The organism is Streptomyces sp. NBC_00285, from assembly GCF_036174265.1.
Classification (GTDB): Bacteria; Actinomycetota; Actinomycetes; order Streptomycetales; family Streptomycetaceae; genus Streptomyces.
Genome location: NZ_CP108055.1, coordinates 8,021,441 through 8,045,979 on the forward strand (window position 1 = coordinate 8,021,441; position 24,539 = coordinate 8,045,979).

The 24,539-nt window shown below is 72.3% G+C and carries 22 protein-coding genes; 9 read left to right on the forward strand and 13 right to left on the reverse strand.

What is annotated here, in order from left to right; all coding sequences use genetic code 11:
* Positions 1 to 4: 4 nt before the first annotated feature.
* Positions 5 to 457: an ATP-binding protein gene (locus OHT57_RS36965; RefSeq protein ID WP_328751112.1), complete on the reverse strand. Its 453-nt coding sequence runs from the start codon at positions 455 to 457 to the stop codon at positions 5 to 7.
* Positions 458 to 770: 313 nt separating this feature from the next.
* Between OHT57_RS36965 and OHT57_RS36970 the strand changes: the two genes are divergently transcribed.
* Together OHT57_RS36970 and OHT57_RS36975 are read left to right on the forward strand one after the other, a co-directional pair.
* Positions 771 to 1,598, forward strand: coding sequence for an enoyl-CoA hydratase family protein (locus OHT57_RS36970; RefSeq protein WP_328751113.1), 828 nt, complete (start codon positions 771 to 773; stop codon positions 1,596 to 1,598).
* Between the two features lie 2 nt (positions 1,599 to 1,600).
* On the forward strand, positions 1,601 to 3,892 hold the full coding sequence (locus OHT57_RS36975; RefSeq protein ID WP_328751114.1) for a bifunctional salicylyl-CoA 5-hydroxylase/oxidoreductase: 2,292 nt from the start codon (positions 1,601 to 1,603) through the stop codon (positions 3,890 to 3,892).
* A gap of 117 nt (positions 3,893 to 4,009) precedes the next feature.
* On the opposite strand, the gene OHT57_RS36980 is transcribed toward OHT57_RS36975, so the two are convergent.
* Positions 4,010 to 4,822, reverse strand: coding sequence for a PaaX family transcriptional regulator (locus tag OHT57_RS36980; protein ID WP_328751115.1), 813 nt, complete (start codon positions 4,820 to 4,822; stop codon positions 4,010 to 4,012).
* Positions 4,823 to 4,837: 15 nt separating this feature from the next.
* Complete coding sequence (locus OHT57_RS36985; protein ID WP_328751116.1) at positions 4,838 to 6,430, reverse strand: AMP-binding protein; 1,593 nt, start codon at positions 6,428 to 6,430, stop codon at positions 4,838 to 4,840.
* A gap of 147 nt (positions 6,431 to 6,577) precedes the next feature.
* Here OHT57_RS36985 and OHT57_RS36990 point away from each other — a divergent pair, with 147 nt between their 5' ends.
* On the forward strand, positions 6,578 to 7,741 hold the full coding sequence (locus tag OHT57_RS36990; protein WP_328751117.1) for an acyl-CoA dehydrogenase family protein: 1,164 nt from the start codon (positions 6,578 to 6,580) through the stop codon (positions 7,739 to 7,741).
* A gap of 34 nt (positions 7,742 to 7,775) precedes the next feature.
* Entirely contained in the window at positions 7,776 to 8,174 is a 399-nt protein-coding gene (locus OHT57_RS36995; protein WP_328751118.1) for a RidA family protein, read from the forward strand.
* 60 nt (positions 8,175 to 8,234) lie between these two features.
* Here OHT57_RS36995 and OHT57_RS37000 read toward each other — a convergent pair whose 3' ends face one another.
* Positions 8,235 to 8,429, reverse strand: coding sequence for a DUF5999 family protein (locus OHT57_RS37000; protein ID WP_328751119.1), 195 nt, complete (start codon positions 8,427 to 8,429; stop codon positions 8,235 to 8,237).
* 242 nt (positions 8,430 to 8,671) lie between these two features.
* On the opposite strand from OHT57_RS37000, the gene OHT57_RS37005 reads away from it, so the two are divergent.
* Complete coding sequence (locus tag OHT57_RS37005) at positions 8,672 to 9,112, forward strand: DUF6299 family protein (RefSeq protein WP_328751120.1); 441 nt, start codon at positions 8,672 to 8,674, stop codon at positions 9,110 to 9,112.
* A gap of 25 nt (positions 9,113 to 9,137) precedes the next feature.
* Here the strand turns inward: OHT57_RS37005 and OHT57_RS37010 are convergent, their stop codons facing one another.
* From OHT57_RS37010 to OHT57_RS37045, 8 genes are all read right to left on the reverse strand, one after another.
* The gene (locus OHT57_RS37010; RefSeq protein WP_328751121.1) at positions 9,138 to 9,344 is read right to left on the reverse strand and encodes a hypothetical protein; all 207 of its coding nucleotides are present in this window, start codon (positions 9,342 to 9,344) and stop codon (positions 9,138 to 9,140) included.
* A gap of 281 nt (positions 9,345 to 9,625) precedes the next feature.
* On the reverse strand, positions 9,626 to 10,918 hold the full coding sequence (locus OHT57_RS37015; RefSeq protein WP_328751122.1) for an ABC transporter ATP-binding protein: 1,293 nt from the start codon (positions 10,916 to 10,918) through the stop codon (positions 9,626 to 9,628).
* Complete coding sequence (gene modB / locus OHT57_RS37020) at positions 10,915 to 11,721, reverse strand: molybdate ABC transporter permease subunit (protein WP_328751123.1); 807 nt, start codon at positions 11,719 to 11,721, stop codon at positions 10,915 to 10,917. The genes OHT57_RS37015 and modB overlap by 4 nt, the downstream gene beginning before the upstream one ends.
* Positions 11,718 to 12,536, reverse strand: coding sequence for a molybdate ABC transporter substrate-binding protein (modA, locus tag OHT57_RS37025; RefSeq protein WP_328751124.1), 819 nt, complete (start codon positions 12,534 to 12,536; stop codon positions 11,718 to 11,720). Before modA ends, modB begins: the two co-directional genes overlap by 4 nt.
* A gap of 237 nt (positions 12,537 to 12,773) precedes the next feature.
* Positions 12,774 to 13,169: a TOBE domain-containing protein gene (locus tag OHT57_RS37030; RefSeq protein ID WP_328751125.1), complete on the reverse strand. Its 396-nt coding sequence runs from the start codon at positions 13,167 to 13,169 to the stop codon at positions 12,774 to 12,776.
* Positions 13,170 to 13,251: 82 nt separating this feature from the next.
* Positions 13,252 to 16,197, reverse strand: a complete 2,946-nt coding sequence (locus tag OHT57_RS37035) for a hypothetical protein (RefSeq protein WP_328751126.1) — start codon at positions 16,195 to 16,197, stop codon at positions 13,252 to 13,254.
* Between the two features lie 3 nt (positions 16,198 to 16,200).
* Positions 16,201 to 17,559: a hypothetical protein gene (locus tag OHT57_RS37040; protein ID WP_328751127.1), complete on the reverse strand. Its 1,359-nt coding sequence runs from the start codon at positions 17,557 to 17,559 to the stop codon at positions 16,201 to 16,203.
* Positions 17,559 to 18,947, reverse strand: a complete 1,389-nt coding sequence (locus tag OHT57_RS37045; protein ID WP_328751128.1) for a hypothetical protein — start codon at positions 18,945 to 18,947, stop codon at positions 17,559 to 17,561. Before OHT57_RS37045 ends, OHT57_RS37040 begins: the two co-directional genes overlap by 1 nt.
* Positions 18,948 to 19,071: 124 nt before the next feature.
* Between OHT57_RS37045 and OHT57_RS37050 the strand changes: the two genes are divergently transcribed.
* From OHT57_RS37050 to efeB, 4 genes are all read left to right on the forward strand, one after another.
* Entirely contained in the window at positions 19,072 to 19,497 is a 426-nt protein-coding gene (locus tag OHT57_RS37050; protein ID WP_328751129.1) for a hypothetical protein, read from the forward strand.
* Positions 19,494 to 19,772 (forward strand): hypothetical protein, encoded by a 279-nt coding sequence (locus tag OHT57_RS37055; RefSeq protein WP_328751130.1) that lies wholly within the window; start codon positions 19,494 to 19,496, stop codon positions 19,770 to 19,772. The genes OHT57_RS37050 and OHT57_RS37055 overlap by 4 nt, the downstream gene beginning before the upstream one ends.
* Positions 19,773 to 19,999: 227 nt before the next feature.
* Positions 20,000 to 22,027: an iron uptake transporter permease EfeU gene (efeU, locus tag OHT57_RS37060; protein WP_328751131.1), complete on the forward strand. Its 2,028-nt coding sequence runs from the start codon at positions 20,000 to 20,002 to the stop codon at positions 22,025 to 22,027.
* 38 nt (positions 22,028 to 22,065) lie between these two features.
* Entirely contained in the window at positions 22,066 to 23,340 is a 1,275-nt protein-coding gene (efeB, locus tag OHT57_RS37065) for an iron uptake transporter deferrochelatase/peroxidase subunit (protein WP_328753436.1), read from the forward strand.
* A 46-nt stretch (positions 23,341 to 23,386) separates the two neighbouring features.
* Here the strand turns inward: efeB and OHT57_RS37070 are convergent, their stop codons facing one another.
* Entirely contained in the window at positions 23,387 to 24,415 is a 1,029-nt protein-coding gene (locus tag OHT57_RS37070) for a DMT family transporter (protein WP_328751132.1), read from the reverse strand.
* Between the last annotated feature and the right edge of the window lie 124 nt (positions 24,416 to 24,539).

The following is a 24,539-nucleotide window of genomic DNA, read 5'->3' on the forward strand; positions in this document are numbered from 1 at the left end:
GGCCTCACGCCGGGCGCCACTGCGGCGGGACCGCCGACAGACGGAACCACACCGCCTTGCCCGACTCCGTGGGGCGGTGGCCGCAGGACGAACTGAGGGCGCGGATCAGCAGAAGGCCGCGGCCGTGTTCCTGCCAGGGGTCCGGGTCCTGGGTGTCCGGCTGGGTGAGGTGACCCGGCGGCGCCGGGTCCGGGTCGTGGACCTCGACCTGACAGCCGCTGGGGAGCAGCTCGACCACGAGCTCTATGGGGGTGTCGCCGGCCGTGTGCTCCACGGCGTTCGCCACCAGCTCGGCCGTCAGCAGCTCCGCGGTGTCGCTGTCCGCCCCGTGCTCCAGCTCGGCCAGCGCGGTGCGGACCAGAGCGCGTGCCACGGGCACGGCCGCGGCGGAGTGCGGCAGCGCGATGCGCCAGGAGGCGGAGGCTGGCGGGCGATCTTGCAAGGCGGTTCCGTTCATGAGCAGGCTGTCCTGCTTTCAACCGTATGAATGGTACGGCGCCGTCGGCAGGGGCGTCCGGCGGGCGCCGTACGGGACCTTCGGCCCCGTTGGCAGGCGGCATACCCGTAGCAACGGCTTGCCTCCCGCCGCTGATCCCACCGTTGCCTGTCTGTCGACGAGCCGTGACGGCTGTGACGGGTCCAGGTCACCTCTGCATCCCTCTATCGCGCAGTCATGACGACAGTCAAAGATGGGTGATAACTTCGAGAGGGAGAGCCCATCTCCGAGCCTCGCCACTCGCACCGCTCGAGCACGAGGAGGCCGCACGATCATGAGCCCCTTCACCGGCTCCGCCGCCCGCACCCCCGACTGGCAGCACCTGCGTGTCGACCTCACCGACGGCGTCGCCACGGTCACCCTCGCCCGCCCCGAGAAACTCAACGCGCTCACCTTCGGCGCCTACGCCGACCTGCGCGATCTGCTCGCCGAGCTGTCCCGTGAGCGTTCCGTCCGGGCCCTGGTCCTGGCCGGCGAGGGCCGCGGCTTCTGCTCCGGCGGCGACGTCGACGAGATCATCGGCGCGACACTCGCCATGGACACCGCCCAGCTTCTGGACTTCAACCGGATGACCGGCCAGGTGGTGCGGGCGGTGCGGGAATGTCCGTTCCCTGTGATCGCGGCCGTGCACGGCGTGGCGGCGGGTGCGGGGGCGGTGCTGGCCCTGGCCGCCGACTTCCGGGTGGCGGACCCGTCGGCCCGGTTCGCGTTCCTGTTCACCAGGGTCGGCCTGTCCGGCGGCGACATGGGGGCGGCCTATCTGCTGCCTCGCGTGGTCGGCCTCGGCCATGCCACACGTCTCCTCATGCTCGGCGAACCGGTCCGCGCCCCCGAGGCCGAGCGCATCGGCCTGATCAGTCAACTGACCGAGGAAGGCAACGCGGGCGAGGCCGCCTCCGCCCTGGCCCGCCGCCTGGCCGAGGGCCCGGCACTGGCCTACGCCCAGACCAAGGCCCTGCTGACGGCGGAGCTGGACATGCCGTTGGCGGCGGCCGTGGAGCTGGATGCGGCAACCCAGGCCCTGTTGATGAACGGCGAGGACTACGCGGAGTTCCACAGGGCGTTCACGGAGAAGCGGCCGCCGAAGTGGCAGGGGCGTTGAGGATGCCGACTCCCCACCCGTCCGGCCGCCCACTGCGCGTGGCGGTCGTCGGCGGCGGCCCGGGCGGACTCTACGCGGCCGCCCTGCTCAAGCGCCTGGACCCGCGCAGAGAGATCACCGTCTGGGAACGCAACGCCCCCGACGACACCTTCGGCTTCGGAGTGGTCCTCTCCGACGAAACCCTGGGAGGCATCGAGCACGCCGACCCGGTGGTCCACGAGACACTGCAGAGCGAATTCGTCCGCTGGGACGACATCGACATCGTGCACCGGGGCACACGCCACACCTCCTCAGGCCACGGTTTCGCCGCCCTCGGCCGCAAGCGGCTCCTGGAAATCCTGCACAACCGCTGCCGTGCCCTCGGCATCCACCTGCGCTTCCGCACCGAGGCCCCGCCCGACCTGGCACAGACCCACGATCTCGTCATCGCGGCCGACGGAGTCAACAGCACCACACGCGAGGCCCACAGCCATGTGTTCCGCCCCCATGTGACCCCGCACCACTGCCGCTATATCTGGCTCGCCGCGGACTTCGCCCTCGAAGCCTTCCGCTTTGAGATCGCCGAGACCGAACACGGCGTGATGCAGCTCCACGGCTACCCCTACGCCCCCGGCGCGTCCACCGTGATCGTCGAGATGCGTACGGAGGTCTGGCAGGCGGCCGGATTCTCCGACCTCGACGAGAACGAGTCGACCGAGCGCTGCGCCAAGATCTTCGCCGAAGCGCTGGGCGGCCGCCCGCTGAGGTCGAACCACTCGGCATGGACGACCTTTCGCACCGTGTCCAACGCGCACTGGTCGCACGGCAACGTCGTGCTGCTCGGCGACGCCGCCCACACCGCCCACTTCTCCATCGGCTCCGGCACCAAGCTCGCCGTCGAGGACGCCCTCGCCCTGGCTGCCTGCCTGGACGAACAGCCTTCACTGGAAAGGGCGTTGGCGGCCTACGAGGCGGAGCGCAAACCCGTCGTCGCCTCCACGCAACGCGCCGCCCGCGCCAGCCTGGAGTGGTTCGAGAACCTCGGCCTGTACCTCGACCAGCCGCCCCGGCAGTTCGCCTTCAACCTGCTCACCCGCAGCCGCCGCGTCACCCACGACAACCTGCGCCTGCGCGACGCCCACTTCACCGGCGCCGTGGAACGCGAGTTCGGCTGCGAGCCCGGTACGCCCCCGATGTTCACCCCGTTCCGGCTGCGCGGCCTGACCCTGCGCAACCGGGTCGTCGTGTCACCGATGGACATGTACTCCGCCACCGACGGCCTCCCCGGCGACTTCCACCTGGTTCACCTGGGCGCCCGGGCGCTCGGCGGTGCGGGCCTGGTGATGACCGAGATGGTGTGCGTCTCTCCCGAGGGCCGGATCACACCCGGCTGCACCGGCCTCTACGACGGGGAGCAGACCGGGGCCTGGAAACGGATCACCGACTTCGTGCACGCGCGGTCACCGGGCACCGCGATCGGCGTGCAACTCGGCCACAGCGGCCGCAAGGGCTCGACCAAGCTGATGTGGGAGGGCATCGACGAACCGCTGCCGGACGGCAACTGGCCCGTCGTGGCGCCGTCCCCGATTCCGTACCGGCCCGACAGCCAGATCCCTCGCGAGCTCGACCACGACCAACTCGCCGATATCCGCGAGCAGTTCACGGCGGCCGCCCGGTGTGCCGACCGTGCAGGATTCGACCTCCTCGAACTGCACTGCGCGCACGGCTATCTGCTCTCCGGCTTCCTCTCCCCGCTGACCAACCGGCGCACGGACTCCTACGGCGGCTCGCTCACCGGCCGGCTCCGCTTCCCCCTCGAAGTCTTCGACGCCGTCAGGGCGGTGTGGCCCCGGGAGCGGCCCATGACCGTGCGTATCTCCGCCACCGACTGGGCCGAGGGCGGCAACACGGCCGGGGACGCGGTGGAGATCGCCCGCGCCTTCGCCGGGCACGGCGCCGACGCGATCGACGTGTCGACCGGGCAGGTCGTGGCCGAGGAACACCCGCAGTACGGGCGGTCGTACCAGACGCCGTACGCCGACCGGATCCGTCACGAGACCGGCATCCCGGTGATCGCGGTCGGTGCGATCTCCTCCTGGGACGACGTCAACTCGCTGATCCTGGCCGGGCGTACGGACCTGTGCGCACTGGCCCGCCCGCACCTCCACGACCCGAACTGGACCCTGCACGCGGCCGCCGAGCAGGGCTACGACGGCCCCGGCGCCGTCTGGCCCGACCCGTACCGCGCGGGCAGCCGCCGCCCGCAGACCGGACGCACGGACGCCCCCAAACCCCGGCTCACGCTGGGGACTTGACGGCATCCCGGTCAGCCGAGTTCGGCCATTCCCGCGGTCAGCGTGGCGCCGTCCGCCGGGTCGATCAGGATGAACGCGCCGGTGGGACCGGCGGAGGCGCACATGATGCGTCGGGGATCACAACCCGGCGAAGGCGGCACCCGCGTCCCGCAGCCGTTCGTGCAGTCCCCGGAACACCGCGGCCGCCCGCTCGCCCGGCCAGTCCTCCGGGAGCAGGGGGGCGGGCAGGCCGGGGTCGGCGTAGGGCAGATGGCGCCAGGAGTCGAGGGCGAGGAGGTAGTCGCGGTAGGCCTCCTCCGGCGGGGTGTCGGCCCGGGCCTCCCAGTCGCGCAGCACGCGCGCGTGGCGGTCGAGAAACGCCTCGTGCTCCTTGGCGATCGCGGCCAGGTCCCACCAGCGGGCCACCGCCTCGACGGTCGCCGCGAAGCCGAGGTGCTCGCCGCGGAAGAAGTCGACGTACGGTTCCAGCCGCAGCCGCTGGAGCGTGTGCCGGGCCTCCTCGTACAGCCGCGCCGGGGCGATCCACACGCCGGGGGCCGCCGCGCCGAAGCCGAGCCCGGCCAGCCGTGAGCGCAGCACATGGCGTTTCTGCCGCTCCGACTCCGGCACCGAGAACACGGCGAGCACCCAGCCCTCGTCCTCGGGCGGAGTTGCGGCGTAGATGCGCCGGTCGCCGTCGTCGAGCAGCTGGCGGGCGTCGGGCGACAGCTCGTAGCCGGCCGAGCCCTTTGCCGTACGGGCCGGCAGCAGCAGCCCGCGCCGTTTGAGGCGGGACACCGACGAGCGTACGGAGGGGGCGTCCACGCCGACCGCGGCCAGCAGCCGGATCAGCTCGGCGACGGGCACGGCGCCGGGTACGAAGCGGCCGTAGGCGCCGTAGAACGTGACGATGAGAGACCGTGGTGCATGCTGGTCGGACACGTTGATCATCTTAGGTCGTGTGGATCACTGCTGGTCACCATCGGTGCGCAGCCTGAACCGCTGGAGTTTGCCGGTCGGTGTTCGCGGCAGCGCGTCGAGGAAGACGATCTCGCGCGGGCATTTGTAGGGCGCCAGTTCGGTCCTGACGAAGGCGCGCAGGGCCTCCGTGTCCCGTTCGGCGCCCTCCTTGAGGACGGCGTAGGCCACGACCACCTGACCGCGTACCTCGTCGGCCCGGCCCACCACGGCCGCCTCGACCACGTCGGGGTGGCGCAGAAGCGCGTCCTCGACCTCCGGTCCGGCGATGTTGTACCCGGCGGAGATGATCATGTCGTCCGCGCGGGCCACATAGCGGAAGTACCCATCGTTCTCACGGATGTATGTGTCGCCGGTGATGTTCCAGCCGTGGCGCACGTACTCGTGCTGGCGGGGGTCGGCGAGGTAGCGGCAGCCGACGGGGCCGCGCACGGCGAGCAGGCCGGGCTCGCCGTCGGGCACGGGCTCGCCGTCGGTGTCCTGCACGCGCGCGTGCCATCCGGGTACGGCCACCCCGGTCGTCCCGGGCCGGATGTGCTCGTCGGCCGCGGAGATGAAGATGTGCAGCAGCTCGGTGGCGCCGATGCCGTTGACGATCCGCAGCCCGGTCCGCTCCTGCCAGGCACGCCAGGTGGCCGCGGGCAGGTTCTCGCCGGCGGAGACACAGCGGCGCAGGGACGAGACGTCGTACGCGTCGAGTTCGTCGAGCATCGCGCGGTAGGCGGTGGGGGCGGTGAACAACACCGAGACCCGGTGCTCGGCGATGGCCGGCAGGAGCTGCTTGGGGTGGGCCTGTTCGAGGAGGAGGGAACTGGCGCCCGCGCGCATCGGGAAGATCACCAGACCGCCGAGCCCGAAGGTGAAACCGAGCGGGGGACTGCCGGCGAACACATCGTCCACATGTGGTTGGAGCACATGCTTCGAGAAGGTGTCCGCTATGGAGAGCACATCCCGGTGGAAGTGCATACAGCCCTTGGGGCGTCCGGTGGTGCCCGATGTGAAGGCGATCAGCGCCACGTCGTCGGCCGCGGTCTGCACGGCGGTGTACGGCGTCCCGGGCGCCTCGCGGTTCAGGAGGTCGTCGGGGCCGTCGCCGCCGTACGTGGTGATCCTGAGGCCCGGTATCTCGGCCTTGGCGAGGTCGTCGACGGCGCGTATGTCGCACAGGGCGTGCTCTATGCGTGCGATCTCGCACATGGTGGCCAGTTCGTGCGGCCGCTGCTGGGCCAGCACGGTCACGGCGACGGCACCCGCCTTCAGCACGGCCAGCCAGCAGGCCGCGAGCCAGGCCGTGGTCGGGCCGCGCAGCAGGACGCGGTTGCCGGGGACGACCCCGAGGTCGGAGGTGAGGAGGTGCGCGAGCCTGTCGACTCGGGCGCGCAGTGTGCCGTACGTCCATGTGTCCCCGGCGGGGGTGTGGAACACCGGGCGGTCGTCGGGCGGGCCCGTCAGCAGCTCGGCGGCACAGTTCAGCCGATCGGGGTAACGGAGCTCCGGCAGGTCGAAGAGGAGCTCCGGCCACTGGTCGGGGGGTGGGAGGTGGTCGCGCGCGAAGGTGTCGACGTGGGCCGAGACGTACATGGCGGGTCGCCCCCTGCCGTGTGGGCCGCTTTGTGGGCGTCGATGGTGGGCTCGCACAAGGAGCGTATCGTGTTGGTGACGACAGTCAACGGCACGCGATACTGTCTGAGGGCCCCGCCGTAGGGCCCTGTCGAGAGGGGACCGGCAATGCCCGCATTCTCGCTCGAACCATCACAGACCGCCTGGTGTGCGGAGCTGCGCACCCTCGCCGCCGAACGGCTGCGACCGCTCGCGGACAAGGGCGAGCCGGGCCGCGTGAACCGCCCGCTGGTCGCCGAACTCGGCGAACTGGGCCTGCTGGAAAGGCTGTTCACCTCCACCGCGCTCGATCTCTGCCTGATGCGCGAGTCCCTCGCGTACGCCTGCACGGAGGCGGAGACCGCCCTCGCCCTCCAGGGCCTGGGCGCCCATCCCGTCCACGCCTACGGTGCCCCCGCCCAGCGAGAGCGCTGGCTGCCCGCGGTGAGCGAGGGCAGCGCGGTGGCCGCGTTCGCGCTGAGCGAGCCCGGGGCGGGGTCGGACGCGGCGGCGCTGGCGCTGTCCGCGGTCCCCGACGGCCCCTCCCGCTGGCGACTCACGGGGGAGAAGTGCTGGATCTCCAACGCCCCCGAGGCCGACTTCTGCACCGTCTTCGCCCGGACCACCCCCGGCGCCGGAGCCCGTGGGGTGACCGCCTTCCTCGTGCCCGCCGACCGTCCCGGGCTCACCGGCACCGCGCTCGACATGCTCTCCCCGCACCCCATCGGCGCCCTCGCCTTCGACGCCGTGCCGGTGAGCGCCGACGACGTCCTCGGCGACGTCGACCGCGGCTTCCGGGTCGCCATGGGCACCCTCAACCTGTTCCGGCCCAGCGTCGGCGCCTTCGCGGTCGGCATGGCGCAGGCGGCGCTGGACGCGACTCTCACGCACACCTCCCGACGGGACGCCTTCGGCGGCAAGTTGAGGGATCTTCAGAGCGTCGCCCACACGGTCGCCGAGATGGCCCTGCGCACGGACGCGGCCCGTCTCATGGTGTACGCGGCGGCGACGGCGTACGACGAGGGCGACCCGGGCGTGCCCAAGCGGGCGGCGATGGCGAAGCTGCTCGCGACCGAGACCGCGCAGTACGTCGTCGACGCCGCGGTCCAACTGCACGGCGCACGCGCCCTGCAGCGGGGCCATCTGCTGGAGCACCTGTACCGGGAGGTGCGCGCCCCACGCATCTACGAAGGGGCCAGCGAGGTCCAACGGAGCATCATCGCAAAGGAGTTGTACGCGAGAGTGCCGGCCGTGGACGCCACGGCGGGTGCGGCGGCGGGGGAGACGTCGTGAGTGCCGGGCACGTCACGGCGACGAGGGAGGCTTCATGAGCGTCGAGCGTGTCAATCCGCCCGGGCTGTCCCCGCCCACCGGCTTCTCGCACGCCGTCGTCGCCGGCGGGTCCCGAGTGGTCTTCCTGGCCGGGCAGACGGCCCTGGACGCCGACGGGAAGGTGGTCGACGGTTCCCTGCCGGAGCAGTTCGAGAGGGCCCTCAGCAACCTGCTCGCCGCGCTCGCGGCCGCCGGCGGTACCCCGTCCGACCTCGCCCGCGTCACCGTCTACGCCACCGACATCGCCGCGTACCGCGCGCAGGCCCGGGAACTCGGCCGTATCTGGCGGGAGTTGGCGGGCCGTGACTACCCGGCCATGGCGGTCGTGGAGGTCGTACGGCTGTGGGACGACCAGGCTGTGGTGGAGCTCGACGGCATCGCCGTGCTGCCCTAGCCGGGCGCCGGCCAAAGTCGCCGCCGCGCGCCGGACCTTACGCGGCCGGCCTGGGAGCGGTCAGGCGGCGACGGCCAGCCGGCCGACCGGCTCCCGGTGCGGTGCGACGATCCGGCCGTCGGGCAGCAGCTCGCCGGTGTCGTCGAAGACGATCGCGCCGGTGCACAGCAGGTTCCAGCCCTGCTCGGGGTGGGCGGCGACGACGTGCGGGGTGCTGCGGTCGGACGAAGCGCACGAAGACTGGTAAGAACACATGGCGCACCTCCACATTCGTAGGATCGGCCCTATGGGGTCCGTATCCGTATGTGTAGACCATGCCCCCGTCGCGAACTCATCGGAACGGCCCGACATGAAGCGTGACAACACGCGGACAACTCTCGGACGGTTCCACGACGCTCGGTGCGGACTCGCCACCGAAGGAGTGACGATCACGACTGTCGGCGCGCGTTCCCGGTAGCAGTGGATGCGCTCACTCCACTGATCCGGGAGGTACCCCCATGTCCGTGCGCCCCGCTTTCATCGCCGCTGCTGCCGCCGGTGCAGTGCTCTTCCTGCTCGCCGCCCCCGCGTTGCCCGCGAGCGCCGACGCCGACGCCGACGAGACGGTCACCGTCGACCCCGTCGGCCGTATCGCCGGGGACGGCACGGTCACGCTCTCCGGCACCTACCGCTGCACCGGCGGCACAGGGCCCGTGTTCGTGAGCTCGTCCGTGGGCCAGCGCTCCCCGTCGGTCCGGCAGGGCATCGGCGGCACCCGCGCGGTGTGCGACGGCGTCGAGCGCGTCTGGGAGAACGCCGGCAAGCCCGCCCCGGGTGCCCTGGAGCCGGGGCAGGCCCGTGTCGAGGCCACCCTCATGGAACTCAGCCCCCAGGGCGGCCTGCCGTTGCCCCGCTTTCACGCGGTCGAGCAGCAGGACATCACGCTGACGGCGGGCTGAGCCCGGCGGAGCAGACGCCGCGCTCTCACCGCACCAGTCTGATCTCCGGGGGCCATCGCACCCCGTTCGCCAACAGCAGGGCGGGGCCCAGGTGTTGAGGGCACACGATCAGCGGCGGCCGGGCATGGCAGGAGATCTCGAAGCGGGCGCGGGCACCGCACTCCTCCCCGTCCCGCGGTCCGGACTGGTGGCTCGCGCACCGCAGGGCGGGCGTGGTGTCCGCGGCCGTCACCGGATGCCTGCCATCGAGTCGGAGGTCTGTTCGAGGTTGCCCAGGGGCATGGTCTCCTCCTTCGGTCCGGTGGTCCTTCGGTCCGGTGGTCCCGTGGTCCGGCGTGGGCGGGGTCGGCGCGCCACGCGTGCCTTCACGCTAGGAACGGGCGGGCCGGGAGGCTTGTCCGGGAGGCCGTTCGGGTGAACGCGCTGCGCCCGGTCACGACTGTGCGGCCGGGTGCGGTGCAGCCGTGCAGCGGTGCGGTGTGAAGGAGGGGGGCGGCCGGCCGGTGGGGTGGGTCAGACGGGGTACGCGTGTGTCTGCGTCGCCTTCACCGCTGCCCAGACCACTGCCCCCGGGTGCAGGTCCAGTTCGGCCGCGGCCACCGTCGTGAGGTCCGCCGCCAGGGGGAGTTCGCCCGTGAGGTCGGCGCGGATCTGGTCGCCGTGGGTCTCCAGACCGACCACCTCGCAGCGCCAGTGGTTCCGGGCGCTGGACCCCGCGGGTGGCTCGCGGTGGAGGGTCACGGCGCTTGGCGGAAACGCCACGAAGACCGGACCGGAGAGGTCCTCCGTGGTGGTGAGGGTGGACCCCGCTTCGAGACGGACCCTGTGGCCTTCGGCCTCGCCCCGGTAGAGATTCAGGCCCACCAGTTGGGCGATGTAGTCCGTACGGGGGTGACGGGCGATGTGGGAAGGAACGCCTTCCTGGACGACCTCACCGTGTTCGACGACCACGAGACGGTCGGCGAGGACCATGGCGTCCAGCGGATCGTGCGTGACGAGTACGGCCACGGCCTCGAACTCGGCCAGATGGCGCCGGAGTTGGGCGCGGACCTCCAGGCGGGTGCGGGCGTCCAGGGCCGCCAGGGGCTCGTCGAGGAGCAACAGTCGGGGGCGGGTGGCCAACGCCCGTGCCAGGGCGACACGTTGGGCCTGACCGCCGGACAACCTGCGGGGCTTGGCGCCCGCGTGGGCGGCGAGGCCCATGCGGTCCAGCCATCCGGTGGCCTGCGCCCTGGCCTCCGACTTGGTCGCACCCTGGCAGCGCGGGCCGAAGGCGACGTTGTCCAGGGCGGAGAGATGCGGGAAGAGCAGGTAGTCCTGGAAGACCACGCCGACCGGACGGGACTCCGGCGGCGTACGCTCCAACGCGGCGCCGTCCAGCCGTAGATGACCGTCGGTGAGCGGGGTCAGACCGGCGAGGGCGCGCAGGGCGGTGGTCTTTCCGGCACCGTTGGGACCCAGCAGGGCGACGACCTCGCCGGGCGCGACGGACAGTGACACGTCGAGGCGGAAGGACCCGCGGTCCACGACGAGACGTGCGTCGAGGCCGGCGGGGGCGGTGGTGGGGCGGTTGCCGGGGTGCAGGTCGTGCGGGGCGTCGGAGCGCTTGCCGAGGTCGGGCGTGCTGTCGGGGCGGTCGGCGGGGTGCCGGTCGTGCTCGGCGGCGGAGCGGATGTCGGGGGTTTCGGTCGTGCTCCTCGATCCGGGCCCTGTCGTCCGGCTCGTGCCCGTCCCGGTCGTCCCGCTCTCGTCGGTGCCGGACATCCCGTCCTCGCCCTCGTCCCCGTCCGCATCGGTCCCGGTCATCGCGCTGTCATCCAGCGGTCGCGCAGCCCCGCCAGCACCGCCACGGACACGGCCAGCAGGACCAGGCTGAGGGCGATGGCCGCTTCCGGGTCGCTCTGGAGGGCGAGGTAGACGGCGAGCGGCATGGTCTGGGTGCGGCCGGGGAAGTTGCCGGCGAAGGTGATCGTCGCGCCGAACTCGCCGAGCGCCCGCGCCCAGGCCAGTACCGCGCCCGCTGCGATACCCGGCGCGATCAGCGGCAGCGTGACCCGGCGGAACGCGGTGAAGCGGGAGGCGCCCAGGGTCGCCGCCGCTTCCTCGTAGCGCGGGTCGGCGGCCCGCAGGGTGCCCTCCACGCTGATGACGAGGAACGGCATCGCCACGAAGGCTTCCGCGATCACGACGCCGGTGGTGGTGAAGGGGAGCGTGATCCCGAACCAGGTGTCCAGCCACTTGCCCACGACACCGTTGCGGCCCAGCGCCATGAGCAGCGCGACACCGCCGACGACCGGCGGCAGCACGAGCGGCAGCGTCACCAGGGCGCGGACCAGACCGCGCCCGGGGAACTCGACACGGGCCAGCAGCCAGGCCAGCGGTACCCCCAGCACCAGGCTCACCGCGGTCGCGGCCGTGGCGCAGAGCAGGGACAGCTGAAGCGCCTGCCACACGTCGGCGCTGGTCAGCTGACCGGGCATGCTGCGCCAGGGCGCCCGTACGAGCAACGCGACCAGCGGCACGATCAGGAACGCCAGGCCGATCAACGCGGGCACGAGCAGCGGCAGCGGTACGCCACGGCTGCCGTCGGCCCTGTCGGTCGGGGTCACGGCTTGAGGAACCCGGCCCCGGTCAGGACCTTCTGGCCGTCGGCGGACCGCACGAGTGCGACGAACGCCTTCGCGGCGTCCGTGTTCCGTGTGCCCTTGAGGAGGGTGATCGGGTAGTCGTTGATGGCGCCGGCGGACTCGGGGAACTCCACGCCCTCCACTTTGTCACCCGCCGCGTGCACATCGGTCTTGTAGACGACGGCCGCGTCGGCCTCCTTCAGCTCGACCTTCGTCAGCGCGGCCTTGACGTCCTGCTCGTAGGAGACCGGTGTGAGCTTCAGGCTGCTCGCGTCCAGGGCCTTCTGGGCGGCGGCACCGCAGGGCACCTCCTTGTCGCACAGCACGACCTTCAGGTCCGGGTTCGTGAGGTCCTTCAGCGACGCGACCTTGCCCGGGTTTCCGGGCAGGGTGGCGATCTCCAGCTGGTTGCGCACGAAGGTGACGGGTGTGCCGGTGGCGTCCCCCGCGTCCGTGACGATCTTCATCGTCTTGGGGCTGGCCGAGGCGAACACGTCCGCGGGGGCGCCGCCGGTGATGCTCGCGGCCAGTGAGTCGCTGCCGCCGAAGCTGAAGGTCACCTTCGTGCCCGGGTGGGCCTTCTCGAACGCCTTGCCCAGCGTCGTGAAGCTCTCCTTGAGCGAGGCGGCGGCGAACACGGTCACCGTGCCGGAGAGCTTGTCCGACGCGGAGGAGTCCGCCTTCGTCGACGAGGAGTCCGAGTCGGACGACGAACAGGCGCTCAGGGCCAGCAGCGCGGCGACGCCTGCCCCGGCTGCCGACAGACTCCGGCGGTTCCGGCGCACGGTACGGGTCATCACGAGTCCACTTCCTCTGGTCCTCACGCACGATCACTTACGGTCCTGGATGATACTGGCGCAGATGCCAGGCAAAAGTCTCCTGTGCCTTTGCATGAGCCAGAATCATGATCCACCAGGTTGGTATGTGCGTTTGTACGGGAGGTGCGTCCAGATACGGCCGTGCGGCCGTGCGGAAGGCAGGACTCGGCGGCCGATGCCGGACGAGTGCGACCGAATCACACGAGGAAGCCCTGGTCAGGCCCTGTCGATGTGGACGTTCGTCGACTTCACGCGGGCGATGGCCTCAACCCCGACCTCCAGGCCGAGTTCCTCCACGGCCTCCCGTGTCAGCAGTGACACCAGCCGGTGCGGGCCCGCCTGGATCTCCACCTGGGCGGCGACATCGCCCAGCTTCACGGCGGTGACGATGCCGGGGAAGGCGTTGCGGACGGACGTGTGGGAGATCTCCTCCTCGCCGCCGTCGCCCTTGGCCAGCTCCACCGAGAACGCGGCCAGGTCCTTGCCGTCGATGAGACGTCGGCCGCCCTCGTCCCGGTGGGTGGGCATCCGCCCGGCGTCCGCCCACCGCCGCGCGGTGTCGGGGCTCACGCCGAGCAGCCGGGCGGCCTGGCCGATCGTGTAGGACTGCATACGCGCCAAGATAGGCGATCAACGCGCGCGGAGTGCCGCCGCGTTCCCTCCGGGCCACGGTCGTACGGACCGTCGGCCGCGGTCACACCACGATGCAGGTCATGGCCGCCCAGAGCAGCGGTGAGTGCTCGATCCGCCCGCCCTCGCGCCAGCGGTCCAGTTGCTCGCGCTGCCAGCGGCCCAGCCGGTGCACCGGGTCGGGGTGCTCGTGGGCGGTGTCGACGGCGACGACCGCCTCCGACAGCGGGCTCACGGACTCCGGCAGACCTGCCAGCCGGTGGAACGCGAAGCTGGTCGGCAGGACCCAGCGGGTGGCGGTGACCAGCTCGGCACCGTTGTGGATCATCGCCGTGGCCAGGCCGAACGACTCGGCGAACCGTAGATCGCCACCGCTCTCGCAGCCGATCAGCGCGACCCGCGGCGGCGCCGGCCAGATCCGCGCGCCCGGCTCCCCGTCGGCCCGCAGGGGAAGCGTGCCCAGCAGCAGGTCCTTGGCCGACAGCGGCCGATGGGTACGGACCGCCTCGGCCAGGCCGGTGCTCTGCGGACCGCAGCACAGGTGGAGGGCGCCGTTCTCGCTCTGACCGCCCTCGACCGGTGCCCCGCTGACGTGACCGACGTACAGCAGCCTGCGTGCCCCCTTGCGGAGTACGCCGCTCAGCCAGTCCCGGTCCAGATCGGTACGGCGGAACGCGTCGGCCGGGGTGTCCGGCGCCGGCTCGACGGCGCCCGCGTCGAGACGGGCCCGGACCAGTTCCAGCAGCTGCGGGTCCGAGCCTGGAGGCCCCAGGACCGAGCCGAGCGGGGAGTCGGCCCGGAACCCCGGCACCCGGGGGTCGAGGACGAGGACCACCGGGTCGGTGTCCCGCACCGCACGCTCAGGGGCGTTGTGCCGTCGCAACGACGTCGGCGTGGTGGTCACCACGTCCGCGAGATCGAGGAGCCGGACATCGTCGTCGTCGACGGCCAGCAGCTCCCAGGGCACCTGGGCCACCCGGGGCGACGGCTGGATCCGTACCAGCGGGCGGCCCGCGTGCTCCGACACCTGGCGTATCTGCGCCGTCAGCCCCTGTGGCCAGAGGGCTTCCGCGAGCGTCCGGGCGAGTCGGCGCTCGGCACGGGGATCTGTCAGCGCGCCCGACTCGAACGCCCGCCGCATCCCCGCCGCTCCCTCACCCGCCCCGGGCAGCGCGGCGGCCAACTCGCCCACCGCCCGGTCGACTTCGGCGGCGGGGCCGTGGCCGGTGCCGAACCCCCGGGCGCCGCCGGCCCACGTCCAGGTCATGAACAGATCGCCCGCGTCGGCCAGCCGGACCTGGACCACCGGGCGGTTCGTCAGGTCGTCGGTGAACCAGAACGGGACCTCCTCCTCGTCCACGATCCGCCGCCCGTAGCGGAACTCGGCCCCCGCGATGAACTCCTGGAGCGCCACCCGGCCGGACTCCGCCGACATCCGCACCTTCGGTGGCGGCGCGACACGCAGCCCGGCAGAGGCGGCGGCCTCCGTCGCCACGCCCCCGAGCGTCATCGTCCCGTCGTCGGCGTCGCCGTACGTCTTCATGCCCGCGTCCGGGAAGACCGGTGGGGTGTCCCCGGGCGGCGTCACGGCCCCCGGCGGACCGCCCAGGAGCACCGCCGCGCCCGCGCAGCGGTGCTCCACCAGCTCGAACAGGAGCCCCTGGTCCTGGCGGCGCACGGCGAGCCGGAACGCCAACCGCATGGCGTCGTCCGCGAGTTGCAGCCACTGGCTGCGGGCCTGGGCGGTGACGAAGTCGTGGCGCCCGGCGGCCAGTGCCAGGGCGGCCGGAACGGCGAGGGAGAGCGCGGTGTCGACGGACCGCGTCTCGTGGTCGCCGTGGTCCGTCCGGTTCAGGTTGTCCTCAAGGGCGCGCGCGAGCATGAGGTCGACCTGCGCGCACCGCTCCAGGATTCCCCGTTCCTGGTAGACGTCGCGGGCCCCCTGCGCCAGCCGTTTCATCTCCTCGATGTCGCCCCGTTCGTACGCCTGTTGGGCACCCAGCAGCATGGTGTCGGCGGCGGCGACCGTGGCGCCGAGCTGTGCGAACCGTTCCAGGCTCGCCGCCAGGAGATCGTGCGCACCCGGGGCGTCGCCGCGCCGGTCGGCGAGAAAGCTCCGGGCCTGCTCGCAGACGGCGAGTTCACCGAACCGCCGCTGCTGCTCGAAGAAGGCGGACGCCTCGGTGAACAGCCTCTCCGCCAGGTCGAGTTCACCGCGTTGCATCGCGAGGGACGCCCGGTGCGCGAGCATCGTCTGCTGCTCGCCGGTGTCCCCCAACGCCCGGAAGGCGTCCTCGGCGCGGGCGAAGTGGTCCTCGGCCGCGTCGAACCGCCCCGTCGAGGAACAGATCACACCGAGCGCGGCCAGCAGACGCGGCACCACCTCCGCCGCGCCCGCCGGAGCGCCGGCCAGCTGGAGCGTCGCCAGTTCCTCGGCCGTTCCCCACTCGCCCCGGTCCATCAGCAGGAGCACCCGGTTCAGACCGACTTCGGCGCCCCGCAGCCCGTCGGGATCGTCGAACCCGGACAGCAGGGCCGCGGCCTCGTCGAGACAGGCCAGCGCCTGGTCCGGACGCCCCGTTCTGCGCAGCAGGTCGGACCTGGCGATCAGCGTCTTCAGCACGGTTTCCAGCCACAGTTGACGGCCTCGTGGCCCCATCGGCGCCGACGCGATGCCGTCGAGGAGAGCACGGGACCTGTCCACGGCGTCCTCGGCGCCGGGCAGGTCCGAAACGCTCAGGAGAACACTCCCGAGGTCGGCCGACAGGTGCGCGCGCAGGAACCGCACGTCGGGGGAGTCGTCGAGGGACTCGGCCACGCCGAGCAACTCGCCGAGGACGGCGCACGCGGCCTCGAAGTCGGCGGCCATGTGGTGTTCGTGGGCCAGGGCGAGACCGCTGTCGAAGGGGTCTCCGTACAGCGGGACCGGTGCGTCGTCCGCGGCGGCGCGGGAGGCGGCGGGCTCGCAGGTCTCCGGGTCGACGGGCCCGCTGGTGTTCTCGTCCGGCATCCGTCAGTAGTCCTCACTGGTGGCAGCGGCGGCGAGGGTCTCGGCGAGAAACGGCTCCGTGCCGTCCGCGTCGTATGGGCGGGACCGTGCCGCGTCGGTCAGCCGACGCCGGGCGAGGGCACGGACCGCGTCCCGGTCGGCGCGGCCGTCGGGCCCGGGGCCGGGGTCGAAGCCGGGCAGCAGGACGCCGACCTCGATGCGTGGCGGTGCCGTCGCGGACGGCAGGTCCTGGCCCCGGGGCTGATCCAGATCCGCGCGGCCGGTCCACACGTCGTCCCGCCGGGCGAGGGGCACCCGGTTCGGACGGCCGCCGTTCACCCGGACCTCCGCGACGAGCGGCACACCGTCGACGGGTGCCGTGACGTGCGCGACCACCTCTACCTCGATCCGTCGGCGGGCGCCGAGCGCACGGGCGGTCCAGGACACCGAGTCCTCGGCAGCGTCGACGAAGCCCGGCGGACAGCGGCGCCAGTCGTTGGTCCCGGAGCCCCGGGCGATCACCCGGCCGCCCGCGAGGAGCGGTTCGCCCGCCGCGAGGGCGTAGCCGGCCCGCCGGGCGAACAGCGTGCCGGGATCGATCGGTGCGCCTGCGGGGACGGTACTGCCGTTCTCCCGCTCCCCGTCGAGGGACGCGCGGAGGCGGCGCAGGTCCGGTCCGTCCAGCCCGGCGCAGTCCGCCGCGTCGTCGACCAGCCGCAGGACGCTTTCCAAGTGGCGTGCTGTCGAGGCTGGTTGTGGTCCGGCGTGCCACCACTGGAGCAGCGGGTCGAGGGCGGCAAGGTGATCCTCGATCAGTTCGGCCGCGCAGTCGTCCAGTTCGGTTCCGGTGCCGTCGAGACGGGCGTCGAAGTCGGCGCCGCTCACCTCGCTTCTCTCGTCCAAGTCGTCGAAGAGCTGCTGGCATTGGTGGGTGAGCGCCGCCAACTCCAGCCCCAGTACGCCTGGTTCGAGTGCCGCGATGCCGTCCGTGTACGACGCCGGCCACCAGCGGGAGGCCCAGTGCCCGAAAGCGAGCCGGGCGGCGGCGTTCGCGAGAGCGGTCGGCCGGCCTCCCGACCCGCTCACGACCAGGGGCTCCTGGGCTCCCGCCGCGCACGCGTGCACAGCGGCGGCGACGCGTGGACCGTAGACCGCCCACAGCCACTGCTGCGCCCGCCCCGCGTCATGGATTTCCGCCACGGGCAGCCCCGGCCCCCCGAGAACGGGCCGGATCAGCACTGCTCCCGTGACGTCGAGCACGGACCGGGTGAAGTCCGGGCCGGCGGCGACCGTGCCGTCGTAGGTGAGAAGAGCCGCGGGGGCCACCCGGACCGTGCCGTCGCCGCCCGGCGTGACATGGATCTCCGTGCCCGGCCCCGGCATCACGCGCTCCTCGGCTCGGCCGCTTCCACGGCGGTCGTGGGCAGCGCGCGCAGCGCCGCCCGGACCTTGGCGCGGTGGTCCATCATCACCGAGCGGGCGACTCCGTCGAGCACCGTCCAGGCCGACGCGAGGTCGTCCAGCGGTGCGTCGCGGACGTCCCGTCCGTGCAGCCGCACCCACAGCCGCCGCATGTAGGCGGCCCAGGGGGTACGGAGGTCCTGGGCGAGGGCGTCCAGGGCGCCGCCGTCCGGGTCGGGCCGGGGAGAAACGGTCATCCTGCGGGCGCGCAGGACCGAGGCCTCGCGTCGCCAGCGGCTGTTGACGGCCCGGTGCGCCGCGGTCCGCCCCGCGGCGGGTTCCCCGGTGCCCAGCGGGTCGAGGCCGACCGCGAGCCGCCCGCCGAGGACGACGGTGACGCGCAGGCTCTCGTCGTACAGGCCGAGCGGGGCGCAACTGCGGCCGGTCTCCCGGTCGACGAGCTCCGGCACAGTCGGCAGCTCCTCGCGTCGGGCCGACGACTGGAGCACGACGAAGAGCCGCTCGAAGAGCGTGCGGTCCAGCGGCGCGGGAAGCGTGGCCGTCGAGGCACCGCGGCCGACCTCGGGCCGCGCCGGCACCGGCCGCGCCGTCAGCCCCAGATGTGCGGGCGGGTCCGCGCCGCCCCAGATCCCGCTCGTGTGCGTCCACAGGGTCCGGCCGAACAGCGCGCCGTGCTCGGCCTCGACCATCGACGCGTAGGTCGGCGAGTGCTCCGCCGGCCCCGGCCCGCCGCAGGCTTCGAGGGCGTCGGCCGCCAGAGCCAGAGCCAGAGTCACAGCTCCGGTCTCGGCCTCGACCGCGTCCGTGGCCGGTCGGTGGCCTTCCCATCCGACGGCCAACTTCGCGTCGAGCCGGGCCCGCAGAGCGGCGTCCGCGAGGCAGTCCTTCAGCGCCTCCACCGTGCGTCCGCCGCCCGCGTCCGCCACATCCTCGACCACGGCCCTGGCCAGCGCGTCCGCGCCGGCCGCGGGTGCCCCGTGCTCGGTGGCCAGCTCGAAACAGCGCTGGAAGTACAGATCCTGGGGGTTGCCGGCCACGACGCCCAGCGCCCGGCGGGTCTTCTTCAGGAGCGTGAACCACTGTGCCGTGGCCACGAGTCGCGTACCAGACTCCCGGACCAGTGAGTCCAGTTGGCCCGCCTCGTCCGGGCCGAGGAAGTCCGCCGCGAGTTCGGGACGCAGCGCGGGCCGGACGATCAGCGGCAGCACGATCAGTTTGACCGTGCGCGTCAGCGGTGCTCCGCCGGGCCCGCTCAGCGACTCCCGACCCGGCCCGAGACCACGCCAGGCCAGGTCGATGACCTGGGCACGCGGCCGCCGCTCGTCGGTCGGCCGGCTCGTCGGCGGCATGGGGGGAGCGTACGTCGTCCACGAACAGGCGGTCGAACCTGGGATCGGTAGGTGACCGGGGCCGCCTAGCGTCCCGTTCATGCACCGCACCGGACACCGGTGATCACCACAAGGAGAAGCGGTCATGGGAATCTTCGGAAAGCGTGGCGGGAACCGCGAGGAGCGGGCCGCCGAGATCGCCGGCCAGGTGGCGAGCGGCAAGGGCTTCTACGGCCGGGCCACACGCGCGTTCCTCGGCGCGGACGACTTCGCCAAGGTCCAGCAGACGTTGGGCGCCTACCAGTCGGGCCACGACGTCCAGCAGTTGCTCGCCGCGGGCGCGGCGACCACTCCCGCCGTCGTCGTGTCGATCAGCGACACCGGCCGGCTCGTCAACTTCGACCCGGTCGTCGACCTGGTCCTCCAGCCGGCCGGGACCACCGACCGGATCACCCTGCAGACCCTCGTCTCCAAACTGCGCATCCCCCGCACCGGCGACCAGGTCCTGCTGATCGCCGACCCCGCCCGCCCGGGCGGCTACCTGTACGCCGGGGACGGCGTGACCCCGTGACGACCGCAGCACCCTGCGAGGCACCGGCGAACGACAACGCCCTGTTCTCCTTCGACGGCCGGGTGCTGGAGGTCTTCGGTTACATCGACGACGCCCGGTACCACCTGTGGGAACGGCCTCGACTGGAGTTCGACCCCGGCCGGCGCCGCAGGCTCGCGATCGTCACCAGGCACGGCAGACGCCTTTCCGTTCCGTACGACGCCCACCTGCTCCCCGGCCTCCAGGCACTGGCGGAACAACTGGCGCGGAGCCTGGCCGAGGCCCCGGAGCACTGAAGGCCTGAGCGGCGAATGCCGGAACACTGAATGACCGGACGCCGAGCCGAACTCCCGCCGCAGCGATCTTTGCCACTCCCTGGCACGGTCATGACCGGATAACTGCCGATGCATGACCGGATGGCTGCACACATGCACTCATGATGGTCGGCGTAAGTAAGGCGTGCCTTCGCTAACCAATGACGACGGCGGCCGGCGTTCAGCAGCAGGCTGGGAGGCCGCAGCACATGTGGGACGACGTGTTTCCGAGCTTCCTGATCGGGTTGCGGGAGGGCCTGGAGGCCGGGCTCATCGTCTCCGTCCTCGTCGCCACGCTGGTGCGGGCCGGGGCCCGGTCCCGGCTGCCGCAGGTGTGGACGGGTGTCCTGGCCGCCATATCGCTCGCCCTGAGCTTCGGCGCGGTGCTGACCTTCACCGCCGCGTCCCTGTCCGCCACCGCTCAGGAGGCGTTCGGCGGTGCGCTGAGTGTGGTGGCGGTCGGGTTCGTCACCGCGATGGTGTTCTGGATGCGCCGTTCGGCACGCACCTTCTCCGGTGAGATCCGGGACAAGGTCACCGGGGCGCTGGGCATGGGCGCGGGCATGCTGATCGGCACGTCGTTCCTGGCGGTGGGCCGCGAGGGCCTGGAGACCGCGCTGTTCCTGTGGACGACGGCCCGCGCGGCCGGCGAGTCCGCCGGACCGCTGACCGGCGCCGGCATCGGCCTGGTCCTCGCGGCCGGCCTGTGCTGGGGCCTGTACCGCCGCGTTCTGCACATCAACCTGACGAGGTTCTTCACCGCCACCGGCGCCGTCCTCATCGTGATCGCGGCCGGCGTGCTCGGCTACGGCCTGCGCGATCTGCAGGAGGGCGGAGTGCTGCCCGGCAAGGCGTCGTACGCCGTCGATCTCGGCGGCAGCATCGACGCGGGCTCCTGGTACAGCACCCTCGTGCAGGGCGTGTTCAACCTGACGCCGACGATGACCTGGCTGCAGGTCCTCGGATACGTCGGCTATCTCGCCGTGGTGATGACCCTCTTCCTGCGCGGCGCCACGCCCCGGACAGCCGAGCCCGCCGCGAAGGCACAGCGGACGAGGCCCCTTGCTCCCGGCCGCCGCCGGCCGCCCTGGGTGGTGCCCGTCGCGCTGGTCGCCGGGCCCGCGGTCCTGGCTGGACTCGCCGTCGCCCTCGGTGATTCCCCGCCCGCAGGCGCACAGACCGTGGCCGTGTCGGAGACGGACTGCGGCAAGGGCTTCAGCGCGCCCAAGCCCGGGCGGCAGACCTTCCAGATGCACAACACCGGCGACAAGACCTCCGAGGTGTACCTGGTAGACCCGGCCACCGACGCGGTCTACGGCGAGGTCGAGGGCCTCGCCCCCGGCACCACCCGAGCCCTGGTGGCGACCGTCACCGGCGGGACGTACGCGTGGCGCTGCGTGCCCAGCAGCGGCAAGGCGGTCACCTCCCGCGCGGTCCGGGTCGCCGGCACCGGCGGCGGGAGCACGGCGGTCGTGCCGGTCTCCGCCGCTGATCTCGCCGCGCCGCTCACGTCGTACAAGGCATACGTCGAGCGGGGTCTGGCCACCCTCGTCACCCGGACCCGGCGGCTCAGTGACGACATCGCCGGCGGCCACCTGGACGCGGCCCGCACGGACTGGCTGACCGCACACCGCACCTACGCTTCGCTCGGCGCCGCCTACGGCACCTTCCAGGACTACGACCAGAAGATCGACGGCAGGCCCGACGGCCTCCCGGACGGCGTCCACGACAAGGACTTCACCGGCTTCCACCGGATCGAGTACGGGCTGTGGCACGGGCAGTCCGCGACGGAACTGACCGCGCCCGCCCGACAGCTCACAGCCGACGCCGCCGGACTGCGCAAGGCGTTCCCCACCCAGGACTTCGACCCCGGCGACCTGCCGCTGCGCGCCCACGAGATCCTGGAGAACACGCTCCAGTTCCAACTGACCGGCGACGCCGGCCAGGGCAGCGGCACCGAACTCGCCACCGCCGACGCCAACCTCACCGGCACCCGCGAACTCCTCACCGTACTGCGGCCGTTGCTGACCAGCCGGGCCCCGCGTCTGCTGCCCACCGTCGACGCCGACATCGCCCGGCTGCAGAAGCTGCTCGACTCCGCGCACCACGGCGGGCGGTGGACCCCGGTCGACGGTCTGGACGCGAGCACCCGGGCCCGGCTGAACGGCGCCACCGGGCAGCTCCTGGAGGACCTCGCGCCGGTGCCGGACCTGCTCGAGATCAGGAAGTCGGCGTGACGAACGAACACCACGAGCACCTGGAAGGGAACCACCCCATGCCGTCCACCGAAGCATCAGGCTGCCCCGCGGGCGCCGGCCGCCGTTCCTTCGTGAAGCGGGCGCTGGGTGCCGGTGCCGCCGGAGCGGCCCTGGCAGGCGGCGCCTTCGCACTCGCCGAGAGCGGCGGCACGGCCCAGGCGCGGGCAGCGGACGCCACCGACCCGGCGAAGGTCCCCTTCCACGGCGCCCACCAGGCAGGCATCCTCACCCCGGCACCGGCCGCGGCCACCTTCGCCTCCTTCGACGTCATCGCCGAGGACCGCGCCAGACTGACCGAACTGCTGCGCACCATCACCGCCCGGGCCCGCTTCCTCACCACCGGCGGCACCCCCGACGACCTCGGCGTCGGCGCCCCGCCCTCCGACAACGGCATCCTCGGCCCGGACGTCCCCGCCGACGCGCTCACCGTCACCGTGGGCGTCGGAGCCTCACTGTTCGACGACCGCTACGGACTCGCGAAGGCGAAACCGCGACAGCTCACCCCCATGCGCACCTTCCCCAACGACAACCTGAACCCGGCCGAATGCCACGGCGACCTGTCCCTGCAGATCTGCGCCGCCCGGCAGGACGTGGTGCTGCACGCGCTGCGCGACATCGCCAAGCACACCCGGGGCGCGATGCAGATCAAGTGGCGCATCGACGGCTTCCAGAACGGCCCGCGCCCGAGCGGCGCCCAGCGCAACCTCCTCGGCTTCAAGGACGGCATCGCCAACCCGGACGTGGCGTCGGCCCGCGCGATGAACCGGCTCGTGTGGGTGGGCGACGGACAGGGCGAGCCGGACTGGGCGCACGGCGGCAGCTACCAGGTCATCCGTGTCATCCGCATGCTCGTCGAGTTCTGGGACCGGGTCTCCCTGAGCGAGCAGGAGCTGATGTTCGGCCGCCGCAAGGACACCGGCGCCCCGCTCGACGGTGCCAGGGAGACCGACATCCCGCAGTACGCCAAGGACCCGCACGGCACCGCGATCCCCCTCGACGCCCACATCCGCCTCGCCAACCCGCGCACCACCACGACCGACAACTCCCGTATCCTGCGCCGGGGTTACAACTACGACCGGGGCATCGACGACGTCGGCAACCTCGACATGGGGCTTGCCTTCTGCTGCTACCAGCAGGACGTACGGCGCCAGTTCGAGGCCACCCAGACCCGCCTGATCGACGAACCCCTCGTCGACTACATCTCCCCGACCGGCGGCGGCTACTTCTTCGCCCTGCCCGGCGCCCGCGACTCCGCCGACTGGCTGGGCCGAGAACTGCTCGCGACCACCTGAGTCGCCGCCCGCCCGGCCCAGCCGCACAACTCGCCGGCATGGGCCCTCACTCAGCCGGCGACGAGCAGGCACCGGACGGGACCCTGCGGTCGATCTCCGTGAGGGGCACGGCGAGTTCGGCTGTCGCGGCGCCCGCAGCGGCCGGGCCGTCGGCGGCCGGGGCGACGGTCTGTTCGGCGGGACTGACGGTCGCCTCGTTGCGCCGTGTCATGCCGACGGCCACGAGGACCACGGCCATGCCCAGCACGACCCGGACGCTCAGGTTCTCCCCCAGGACGACCGCGCCGAGGAGAACGGAGACCACGGGCAGCAGATAGCCGACCACCGCGGCGTTGGTGGCGCCCTCGTCGTTGATGATCCGGTAGGTGAGGTGGAAGGTGATCGCGGTGCAGAAGACGCTGAGGACGAGGGCGGTGATCACGACCGCCGGGCCGGGATCGATCGACTCGAGGCCGCCGATCGGCATCGCGACGGCGGTCAGCCCGCTCGCGGCGACGAGCTGGGCGGCGGAGAGCGAGATGGTGGGGGTGCCCCTGCGCACCAGGGTGCGGCCCATGTAGGTGAACGCGACGGCGTAACTGGCGGCCGCGCCGAGGATGGCCAGCGCTCCCCATCCGGTGGCCCCGGCCGACTGCCAGGGGGCGAGGATGACGATCGTCCCGGTGAAGCCGAGCAGGAGACCCGCCAGACGGGTGGGACGCAGTCCGCGTTCCGAGCCGAGGGCGAGCCCGAGCATGATCGACCACAGCGGGGTCGTGGCGTTCAGGACCCCCGCGAGGCCGGAGTCGACGGTCTGCTGGCCCACACTGAACAGCGCGAAGGGCAGCGCGTTGCAGAAGAGGGCCGCGACGACGATGTGACGCCAGACGGCGACTCCACGAGGCAGGCGGCGGCCCGTCGCGTAGCAGGCGACGGTGAGGACGAGCGCGCCGATGACGCAGCGGACGAACGTGACCTGGAGCGGTGAGAGCCCGCGCAGCGCCAGATCGGTCCAGAGGAAGGTCGAGCCCCACAGCAGGGCGAGAACGGCCACCCGCACTCCACCCCGCAGACTCCGTGTACTGCTGCTGTTCACGATGCTTCCTCCGTCCGGTCGGCCTGCGGCTCGGTACGTGGCCCGTTCTGTCCCGCCTCTTCGAAGATGCCCCAGACAATCTTTGAGGACAAGCAAATGGTTCTACCTAGTCTGTTAAGCTGTG